At 65.2% G+C, this 9,621-nt stretch carries 9 protein-coding genes; 1 reads left to right on the forward strand and 8 read right to left on the reverse strand.

Annotated features, from left to right (window positions below):
* The 8 genes from BEK68_RS07235 to BEK68_RS07265 all read right to left on the reverse strand — a co-directional run.
* Window positions 1-1,185 (reverse strand): vWA domain-containing protein (locus BEK68_RS07235; protein ID WP_065851667.1); only part of this gene is annotated, 1,185 nt, incomplete at its 3' end.
* A gap of 3 nt (window positions 1,186-1,188) precedes the next feature.
* The gene (locus BEK68_RS07240) at window positions 1,189-2,085 is read right to left on the reverse strand and encodes an AAA family ATPase (protein WP_012435501.1); all 897 of its coding nucleotides are present in this window, start codon (window positions 2,083-2,085) and stop codon (window positions 1,189-1,191) included.
* A 20-nt stretch (window positions 2,086-2,105) separates the two neighbouring features.
* Complete coding sequence (locus BEK68_RS07245; RefSeq protein ID WP_012435502.1) at window positions 2,106-2,912, reverse strand: FAD binding domain-containing protein; 807 nt, start codon at window positions 2,910-2,912, stop codon at window positions 2,106-2,108.
* A 14-nt stretch (window positions 2,913-2,926) separates the two neighbouring features.
* On the reverse strand, window positions 2,927-5,305 hold the full coding sequence (locus tag BEK68_RS07250) for a xanthine dehydrogenase family protein molybdopterin-binding subunit (RefSeq protein ID WP_012435503.1): 2,379 nt from the start codon (window positions 5,303-5,305) through the stop codon (window positions 2,927-2,929).
* A gap of 19 nt (window positions 5,306-5,324) precedes the next feature.
* Window positions 5,325-5,852 (reverse strand): (2Fe-2S)-binding protein, encoded by a 528-nt coding sequence (locus BEK68_RS07255; RefSeq protein WP_004626813.1) that lies wholly within the window; start codon window positions 5,850-5,852, stop codon window positions 5,325-5,327.
* Between the two features lie 369 nt (window positions 5,853-6,221).
* Window positions 6,222-6,398: a hypothetical protein gene (locus tag BEK68_RS25695; RefSeq protein WP_009238172.1), complete on the reverse strand. Its 177-nt coding sequence runs from the start codon at window positions 6,396-6,398 to the stop codon at window positions 6,222-6,224.
* Between the two features lie 162 nt (window positions 6,399-6,560).
* A complete protein-coding gene (locus BEK68_RS07260) occupies window positions 6,561-7,040 on the reverse strand; it encodes a CreA family protein (protein WP_004626818.1) in 480 nt (159 codons plus the stop codon).
* 33 nt (window positions 7,041-7,073) lie between these two features.
* Window positions 7,074-8,039 (reverse strand): LysR family transcriptional regulator, encoded by a 966-nt coding sequence (locus BEK68_RS07265; protein ID WP_024541686.1) that lies wholly within the window; start codon window positions 8,037-8,039, stop codon window positions 7,074-7,076.
* 64 nt (window positions 8,040-8,103) lie between these two features.
* Here BEK68_RS07265 and BEK68_RS07270 point away from each other — a divergent pair.
* Window positions 8,104-9,621 (forward strand): MFS transporter (locus BEK68_RS07270; protein WP_065851669.1); only part of this gene is annotated, 1,518 nt, incomplete at its 3' end.

Consider the following 9,621-nt stretch of genomic DNA (forward strand, 5'->3'; position numbering starts at 1 on the left):
ACGCGTGCGGCGGGCATGCGCCAGTTCGTGCTCCAGCGCAGCGAGGCTGTCGAAATGGTGGGCCGGCACCATCACGTCGACATGCGGCAGGATGGCCCGCACGCCACGTGCCCGCGGCTCAAAACCGGCAAAGCGCAATAGCGGGTTGAGCCAGACGATGCGATGGGCGAAGCGAGCCAGACGCGCCATTTCGGTGTCGAGCACGTCGATGTGTTCGTGGTCGAGCCCATCCGTCACGAGGAGGACGGTGGCACGGCCGGACAGCGTGCGGCGCGCCCATTGGCGGTTGAACTCCGCCAGCGCTGCACCGATGCGCGTGCCGCCCGACCAATCCGGAACAAGCTGGGCGATGGCCTGCACGGCGACATCCGGATCACGCTCGCGCAACTGCCGGGAGACATTCGTCAGCCGCGTGCCAAAGAGGAAGGCCTGGATACGCTCGCGCGACTGCACCAGCGCATGGCAGTAGTACAGCACGGCGCGTGAATAGCGACTCATCGATCCCGAAATGTCGAGCAGCAGCACCAACGGCGGTGTGCGGTCGACGGGCTGGCGGTATTTCCAGCCGGTCCACTCGCCGCCGGCGCGCACAGCCTGGCGGGCGGTGGCGCGCAGGTCCGGATGGCGTCCGCGCGAGGCGGCCTTCAGCCGGCGTGTCCGCTCCTGGGCGAGATGCACGCGCCGGCGGCGGATCATGTGTTGCAGCGTGCGCCATTCGGCGGCGTTGAGCGTGTCGAAGTCACGCGTGCGCAAGGCCTCGTTGGCGGAAAACGCCAGCGGCGCCACGACGTCATGGCGTTCGCCGTCGGGCTTGGGGCCAGGCGGCAGGCGGGTCGACGGCTGCGCGCGCAAGGCATCGGCCAGGCGGTTGCTGCGTGCCGCCGGAATGCCGCCACGCACCTTGGGCAGCAGCAGGGCGCGCAGCTTGCCTTCCCAATCCGGATCCCGCCAGAACACGTTGAAGGCCGCGTCGAACAGCGTGCGCTCGTCGGGGTGCGAGACGAGCAGGGCGGACAGCGCGGCTTTTACGTCGTCGCGGCGGCCGATGTCGATGTGGCTCAGGGCTTCGATGGCGTCCACCGCGCGCGAGGGCGCAAGCGGCATGCCGGCGTTGCGCAGCAGCCGCACGAAATGCGTCACGTTGCGCGCCAGCATCGGACACTGCGTTGGTTCGGTCGCTTGCATGCCTTACTCCGGCAGCGCGGGCGCCGCCAGCAGTTGCTCGATGGTCGGCATATCGACGCGGGCTAGGTCGTCCTGGTACTTGAGCAGTACGCCCAGCGTGTCTTGCACGGACTGGGGATCAAGCTCCGTCACGTTCAGCGCCGCCAATGCACGGCACCAGTCGATGGCTTCGGCAATGCCCGGGGCCTTGAACAGGTCGATGCCGCGCAGACGGTGCACAAAATCGACCGCGCGCTGCTGCAGGCGGGCAGCCGTCTCGGGCGCGCGCTGCGCCACGATCTGCAGCTCCCGTGCCTTGTCGGGGTAGCCAATCCATTGATACAGGCAGCGCCGCTTGAGCGCGTCGTGCACCTCGCGCGTGCGGTTGGACGTCATGATGACGAGCGGAATCACCTGCGCGCGCACCGTGCCGAATTCGGGAATCGACACCTGGAAGTCGGACAGCAGCTCCAGCAAAAACGCCTCGAACGGTTCGTCCGCGCGGTCGATCTCATCGATCAAAAGAACGCGCGGTGTGTCGGGATGGAGCGGGTCGGGCAGCAGCGCCTGCAGCAGCGGGCGCTTGAGGAGGAATTCGTCGCGGTAGAGGGTGTCGGCGCGGGGTTTTTCGCCGGCCGCTTCGGCCAGGCGCAGCGCCATGATCTGACGCGGATAGTCCCATTCGTAGAGCGCGCTGGCGGTGTCGAGCCCCTCGTAACATTGCAGCCGCAGCAGCGACGTGCCGAGCAGGCCAGCCGCCGCCTTCGCCAGCTCGGTCTTGCCGACGCCGGGCTCGCCTTCCAGAAACAGCGGCCGCTGCATGCGCAACGCGAGGAACAGGGCCGTGGCCAGCTCGCGGCTGGCGAAATAGCCCTGACCTTGCAGTTGCGCGATGCAGTCGTCGATGGAATCGACTGGCATGCCGTTCCTTGGGCGTGCGCTCAATGGTGGTGCGCCAATGCCTGTTCGACCGCGCGCGCCGTCAATACCGGAATGAGGTGCGCCCGGTATTCCGGCGAGGCATGCAGATCGCCCACCAGATCGTCGGCGGGCACCACCACCTTGCGTGCGGCTTCCGATGTAAAGCTGGCTGCCAGCGCCTGCTCCAGGGGCGTGCAACGGAACACGGACGGCGCCGCGCCCGTCACCGCCACACGCACGTTGTTGCCCTTGCGGCTGATGAACACGCCCACCAGCGCAAAGCGCGACGCCGGATTGCGGAATTTCACGTAGGCCGCCTGGTCCGGCACGGGAAACTGCACCTCGGTGATGAGTTCATCCGCAGCCAGCGCGGTCTCATACATGCCGAGGAAGAAATCGTCCGCCGCGATGTTGCGCCGTTCGGTGACGACGGTGGCGTTCAGCCCGAGCACGGCGGCCGGGTAGCACGCCGCCGGGTCGTTGTTGGCAAGCGACCCGCCGAGCGTGCCCATGGCGCGCACCTGCCTGTCACCGATGCCGCCGGCCAGTTCGCCCAGCGCGGGCAGCATGCGGGCGATCTCCGCGCTGTCTGCCACATCGGCATGGCGTGTGGCCGCGCCCACCGTAATCACGCCGGGCTGTGTGCGAATGCCCGACATGCCCGGAATGCGCGTGACATCCACCAGCGTTGAGGGCTGTGCCAACCGCAGTTTCATCGCTGCCAGCAGGCTCTGGCCGCCGCCGAGGTATTTGGCGTCGGTGTGCGTTTTCAGTGCGGTGACGGCGGTCTGGGCGTCGGTGGCTTTCTGGTACTCGAAGTCGTACATGGTTCGCTCCTTGCCTAGGCCTTGGCCGCTTGAATGGTTTGCCAGACCCGATGCGGTGTCGCTGGCATCTGGATGTCCTTCACGCCCAACGGCGCAAGCGCGTCGACGATGGCGTTGATCAGGGCCGGCGGCGAGCCGATCGCGCCGGCCTCGCCACAGCCTTTGACGCCCAGCGGGTTGTGCGTGCACGGCGTGCCCTTGGCGGTTTCCACCGTGAAGCTGGGCAGGTCGTTGGCGCGCGGCATGGCGTAGTCCATGTACGAGCCCGTCAGCAGCTGGCCATTTTCGTCGTACACGCACGCCTCGAGCAGCGCCTGGCCGATGCCCTGGCCAAGCCCGCCGTGCACCTGGCCCTCGACGATCATCGGGTTGATGATGTTGCCGAAGTCATCCACCGCCACGAAGCGGTCGATGTGCACCTCGCCAGTGTCGGGATCGACTTCCACTTCGCAGATGTACGCGCCGGCGGGGTAGGTGAAGTTGGTCGGATCGTAGAAGGCGTTTTCGTCCAGCCCAGGTTCGAGCTTGTCGAGCGGATAGTTGTGCGGTACGTACGCCGTAAGCGCGACTTCGCCAAAGGTCTTGGTGCGGTCCGTGCCGGCCACGCGGAAGACGCCGTCCTTGAACTCGATGTCCTCCGCCGACGCCTCCAGCAAATGCGCGGCGATCTTCTTGGCCTTGGCCTCGATCTTGTCGAGTGCCTTCATGATGGCCGAGCCGCCCACGGCAATCGAGCGCGAGCCGTATGTGCCCATGCCGAACGGGATGCGCCCGGTGTCGCCGTGCACGATCTCGATGTTGTCGATGGGCACGCCCAGACGATCGGCCACCACTTGCGCGAACGTCGTCTCATGGCCCTGGCCGTGGCTGTGCGAGCCGGTGAAGACCGTGACGGAGCCTGTCGGATGGACGCGAATTTCGCCGGCCTCAAACAGGCCAGCCCGCGCGCCCAGTGCCCCAGCGATGTTCGACGGCGCCAGTCCGCACGCTTCGATGTAGCAGGAATAGCCCAAGCCGCGCAGCCGGCCCTTGGCGCGCGAAGCGTCGCGTCGGGCGGCAAAACCCTTCACGTCGGCCAGTTCGATGGCGCGGTCGAGGCACGGCTCGTAGTCGCCCGTGTCGTACGTCAGCCCCACCGGCGTGGCATACGGGAACGTGCGGATGAAGTTGCGGCGGCGCAGTTCCGCCGGGTCGACCTGCAGTTCGCGCGCGGCCGTTTCCACGAGGCGCTCCACCACATACGTTGCTTCCGGCCGGCCGGCACCGCGATACGCATCGACGGGCGCGGTGTTCGTGAACACCGCTTTCACTTCGGCATAGATGGCCGGCGTTTTGTACTGGCCGGCCAGCAACGTCGCATACAGGATGGTCGGCACGCTGCTGGCAAACGTCGACAGATACGCGCCCATGTTGGCCGTCGTATGCACGCGCATGGCGAGGAAATTGCCCTGCGCATCGAGCGCCAGTTCGGCATGCGTGACGTGGTCGCGGCCATGCGCGTCGGTCAGGAAGGATTCGGAGCGCTCGGCCGTCCACTTGATCGGCCGGCCAACTTTTTTCGATGCCCACGTGAGCGCCACGTCTTCCGGGTACAGGAAGATCTTCGAGCCGAACCCGCCGCCCACATCCGGCGCAATCACGCGCACCTTGGCTTCGGTCAGGCCCAGCACGAACGCCGACATCAACAGGCGTTCCACGTGCGGGTTCTGGTTGGCGACGTAGAGCGTGTAGCTGTCGTCCTGGCGCGAATAGCTGGCGTTGACGGCGCGTGGCTCAATCGCATTCGGGATCAGCCGATTGTTGACGATATCGAGGTGCGTCACGTGCGCGGCCTTGGCAAACGCCGCGTCAGTGGCGGCCTTGTCGCCGTGGCCCCAGGTGTAGCAGGTGTTGTTCGGTACGTCGTCGTGGACAGCGGTGCCGGCAGTATCTGCGGTGGCGGTGTCCACCACGGCGGGCAGTTCGTCGTATTCGACGTCGATCATCTCGACGGCGTCCTTGGCGATCTTCACCGATTCCGCCACCACCAGCGCAACCTGGTCGCCCACATGGCGCACCTTGCCTTGCGCGAGCACGGGGTGGGGCGGCTCCTTCATCGGTGTGCCGTCAATGCTGTGGATGAGCCAGCCGCACGGCAGGCCATTGACCTTGTCGGCAGCCAGGTCGTCGCCCGTCAGCACGGCCAGCACGCCCGGATGGTTGCATGCGGCATCCGTGTTGATGTGCTTGATACGGGCATGCGCATACGGCGAGCGCAGGAACACCGCGTAGGACTGGTGCGCCTGCACGACGTCGTCCGTGTATTGCCCGGCGCCCGTCAGGAAGCGGAAGTCTTCCTTGCGCTTGACGGACGCGCCAATCAGGTGGTTGTTGGGTTCTGCGGGAGCGTTCATGGTGGTCTCCTCGCTGGGGTCAGGCGGCGTGGGCCCGCGCCGCGGCCAGGCTTTGCAGCGAGGCATCGTCGCCCTGGGCTTCGGCCATGGCTTCGGCTCCGTGCATGACGGCGCGCACGATGTTGTGATAACCCGTGCAGCGGCACAGGTTGCCGTCGAGCTGCTCGCGCACCGTGTGCTCGTCGGGATGCGGGTGTTGCGCAACCAGCGCCGTGGCCGCCATCACCATGCCCGGGGTACAGAAGCCGCATTGCAGGCCATGGCATTGGCGAAAGGCTTCCTGCATCGGGTGCAGCGCACCATCTTTCGACAGGCCTTCAATGGTTGTCACCTCGGCGCCGTCGGCCTGCACGGCCAGGATGTTGCAGGACTTCACCGCCCGCCCGTTCATATGCACGGTGCAGGCACCGCATTGCGCCGTATCGCAGCCGACGTGCGTGCCGGTCAGGCGAAGGTGCTCGCGCAACAATTGAACTAGCAGGGTATGGGGTTCGACACTGACGGTGACAGGCGCACCGTTGACCGACAGCTTGAGGCTGATCGCCATGGGAGTCTCCTTGGGGGATGGGCGCCGGGTGCCATGCTGTGCGTCTTCCTGGCTGGGAAGATGCACGCGTGGTCTCGATATGGGTGGTCGCGGCTCTACTCAGTAAAGCACAGGCGAACGAGAAGACAACTGCGGCGCGGTGAGCCGGTCGGGGGAGACAGGGCGATGCTGTGGCATGCAACAACCCAGACAAATGGCGCAGAAATGACAAAGGGCCGGAAACCGGCCCTCGATTGGCACCAGGCGGTCATGACCTGGCGGGTGTGGCGGCGGGTGTGATGACACACGGCCGGCGCACGGTGCTACTGAGACTGCGGGTACTGCATACAGCTAACTCGGGCACACGCCCATCAACAATAGCGCGGCTGGTTAGGCCTTGGCAGTGCGGTGCGTGCCGAACAGGTTCGCGATTGCCGAGAAGAACTGGGCGAACGAGAACGATTGGCCGCTCGGACGGCGATAGTAGTAGATACCTTCGGACATTTCGCGCTCGATCAGTTCGCGTTCGAGTTGATCGGTCAGCTTCAGGTCGTTCGTGTTTTGCATGATTGGCCTCTTAGGGAAATCCCGGTTAGGGAATACCCTGACTATACACCAGATGATGCAATGCACCATACGTAGGCTTACGTATGCACCCTTTCTGCGCTGTCTACCGTTGCTCGGCCACCACGCTTGCGTTGCCTCGCACCAATGTGGTGCTGCCATCGCTTACTTGACTGGAATCGGCTGGCTGGCGGGAATCGGCACCGCCGTCACGCTATTCTTCGGGCTGCCCGAAATGACCTTGTCCGAATACGTCAGATAGACCAGCACATTGCGCTTGCGGTCGACAGTGCGCACGACGTGCAGTGTCTTGAAGACGAGCGACAGGCGCTGCGTGAACATGTCGTCCTGCTGCGGCAGCGGCTTGACGAAGCTGATCTCGCCGACCTGGCGGCAGGCCACGGCGGCTTCGCTCACGTCTTCGGCCACGCCCAGCGAGCCCTTGATGCCGCCGGTGCGCGCCCTCGAGACATAACAGGTCACGCCCTGAACGAGCGGGTCATCAAAGGCTTCGATGACGATCTTGTCGGAGCCCGTAATACGGAAATTGGTGCTGACGCTGCCGATGTCTTCGGCGCGGGAGCAGCCAACGGTGGTCAGAGCGAGCGCGACAATCAAGATGGGGAGTTTGGTGAACGGGCGCATGGTTTCGCGGAGATCAAGGGGAGGAGTGAACAGTCAGAGCAGCGACTCGGGCGGCCAGGACGCGGCGGCTTCGTCTACGAACGTGGGCCGCATGTCGGTGTGTTGGCGGGAATGCTCTATACGGCGGTGAAGGGCGTCCATGAAGACCTTGACCTTGGCGGGCATCAGGCGGCGGCCCGGGAAGACGGCGTACACGCGCATGGGCGGAGATTGGAATCCCGTCAGCACCTCCTGCAGCGCGCCCGAAGCCATCAGGTCGGTGGCAAACACGGAGGTGATGCGGGCGACACCCAGGCCAGCAATGGCCGCCTGCATGCGCAGTTCGCTATTGGAGGTGCGCATGCGGAAGTCGAGCGGCAGGTTGATCGTCTCGCCGCCAGGCGTGCGGAATTGCCATTCGGTTTCGTTCGAGGTACCGAGGCAGGGCCAGTCGGCGAGTTGGTCCGGGTGGGTGAGCGGCCCGAGGCGCTCCAGCAGTTGCGGGGCGACGACCACGGCGCGCCGCAAATCGAAGACGCGCTGCGCGACGAGGCCGGAATCGGGCAGCGGCCCGCGCGGCACGGTCAGCATGATGTCGTAGCCCTGGGCGAGCGGGTCGATCTGGCGTGGTGCCACGTCCACTTCGATGCGTAAGCCAGTGTGCTCGCGCATGACTTCCAGCACCACCTCGGCGAGCTGCTTGGCGGCAAATTCGTACGGCATGGCAATGCGCAACGTGCCGGCGGGCGACTGGAACGTCGCTGCGGCGTCTTCCGAAACTTCGCGCAGCCGCTGGAACAATGGGCCTGCGTCGCGCAGCAGGGCTTCGCCGGCATCGGTCAGGCGCAGGCGGCGCGTACTGCGCTCGAAAAGGCGTGCGCCCATCTTGCCTTCCAGCCGCGACACCGCCGTGCTGACCGACGATTTGGGCAACCCCAGCCGCTCCGCCGCGCGCGTAAAGCTGCCGAGCGTGGCCACGGTGCAAAAAGTGTCCCAGTCGTTCCAGTCCGTCGTTCGCATCATTGAACAATGAATTTGTTGGCAGGCGATTTCCGCCGGTTTCGAGGCAAATTACCATCCCTGCATGAACACGCCAAGCACAGACCACACGGTTTCTCCGCCGCCCGCAGTGCGCAACCCGGTTGCCGAATCGACCGTCGGCAGCCGGATGGAATTGCGTATGGTAGGCATGGTGATCGGCTTGGCGACGGGCGTGGACTACATGTCCAACCTGATGTTCTCAATTGCCGGACCGCATATCGAAGGCGGGGTGCTGGCGTCACAGGATGTCTATCTCTGGGCCGTGACGGCGTATGCAGCAGCGGCAAGTCTGTCGATTCTGGTGATGGGCCGGCTGGCCGACCACATGACCTACCGCAGGCACACGCTACTGTCGCTGCTGGTGTTTATTGTCGGCACGCTGATGTGCGCGGCGGCCGAGGGCGGAACGATGCTGATCGTCGGGCGGGCGGTGCAGGGGTTTGGCGGCGGCCCGATGCTGTCGACTTCGCGCATCTTCGTGCAGCACAGCCCCGCGCACGAACGCCGCACGATGATGAAGGGCATGATCTACGGCACCTTCGGGCTGAGCTGCGTGTCGCCGATGCTGTCGGCGGCGCTGACGGAGCAATTCGGCTGGCGCGCCATCTTCGTCGCGCAGTTGCTGGTGGCCGTGGTGGTATGCGGGCTGGTGGCGGCGTTTTATCCGCATCCGAAGATGCACGAGCGCCAGGGCGATTTCGCCTCGCTCGATTGGCCCTCAGCCATCGCATTTGGGCTGGCGGCGCTGATTGCGCTGCACGGCTTTCAGCAGGCCCGCTTCATTCATCCCGATGGTTCGCCTGCCCAGGTGGTGCCGATCATTGCGGTGGTGGCACTCATCATCTGGGTCGGCATTCGCCAGACGGCCCACCCATTGCCGTGGGTGGACTTGCGGGCCACGCTGCAGCGGCGCTTCATGATGGGCATGGTGTTCTACGCCATCTATTACATGTTTGCGAGCGCCTGGGGCTTTCTTTCGTCGAGCCTGCTGCAGAACGGTCTGGGCTTTCGCTACGAGACCACCGCGCAGTTGATGAGCCTGGGCGGGCTGGTGACGGTGGTGCTCGGCATCCTGAACTTTCAATTGACGAACGTGTTGCCGACCAAGCGCGTGCTGATCTCCATCGGCTTTGTGCTGATGGCGACAGCTCTGCTGTGGATGTCGCATGTGGCCATGCCAGGCGCCTCGGTGGCGGCGGTGGTGCCGGGCTTCATGATCGAAGGCATGGTGGGGGTGTTTGTGGTGATCCAGGTGGCGGGACTGACCTACGTGGATTTGCCGGCCAAGGATTTCGGCCATGCCTACCAGTTCAAGGGAATCATGCGGGCTTGGGCGCAGGCCTTTGGGACGATGGGGGCAACATTGTTGCTGCAGCGCGGACAGGCGCAGCATCGCACCGATCTGGTGGGGCACGTCAGCGCGCTGACGCCGGCCTGGCAGTGGCCGCATCCGTTGCAGGGGTCGGAGTTGATGCGGATCTCGTTGGAGATTGATCGGCAGGCGACGTTGCTGGCGGTGGGGGATTTGTTCGCCTGGGGCGCGGTGGTGGCGTTGGTTTGC

Source organism: Ralstonia pickettii, assembly GCF_001699815.1.
In the GTDB taxonomy this organism is placed as follows: Bacteria; Pseudomonadota; Gammaproteobacteria; order Burkholderiales; family Burkholderiaceae; genus Ralstonia; species Ralstonia thomasii.

What these genes read in the sequence shown, in the direction of transcription:
- BEK68_RS07240 (WP_012435501.1), bottom strand. Translation starts at nt 2,085, where the DNA reads ATGCCAGTCGATTCCATCGACGACTGCATCGCGCAACTGCAAGGTCAG.
- BEK68_RS07245 (WP_012435502.1), bottom strand. Translation starts at nt 2,912, where the DNA reads ATGTACGACTTCGAGTACCAGAAAGCCACCGACGCCCAGACCGCCGTC.
- BEK68_RS07250 (WP_012435503.1), bottom strand. Translation starts at nt 5,305, where the DNA reads ATGAACGCTCCCGCAGAACCCAACAACCACCTGATTGGCGCGTCCGTC.
- BEK68_RS07255 (WP_004626813.1), bottom strand. Translation starts at nt 5,852, where the DNA reads ATGGCGATCAGCCTCAAGCTGTCGGTCAACGGTGCGCCTGTCACCGTC.
- BEK68_RS25695 (WP_009238172.1), bottom strand. Translation starts at nt 6,398, where the DNA reads ATGCAAAACACGAACGACCTGAAGCTGACCGATCAACTCGAACGCGAA.
- BEK68_RS07260 (WP_004626818.1), bottom strand. Translation starts at nt 7,040, where the DNA reads ATGCGCCCGTTCACCAAACTCCCCATCTTGATTGTCGCGCTCGCTCTG.
- BEK68_RS07265 (WP_024541686.1), bottom strand. Translation starts at nt 8,039, where the DNA reads ATGCGAACGACGGACTGGAACGACTGGGACACTTTTTGCACCGTGGCC.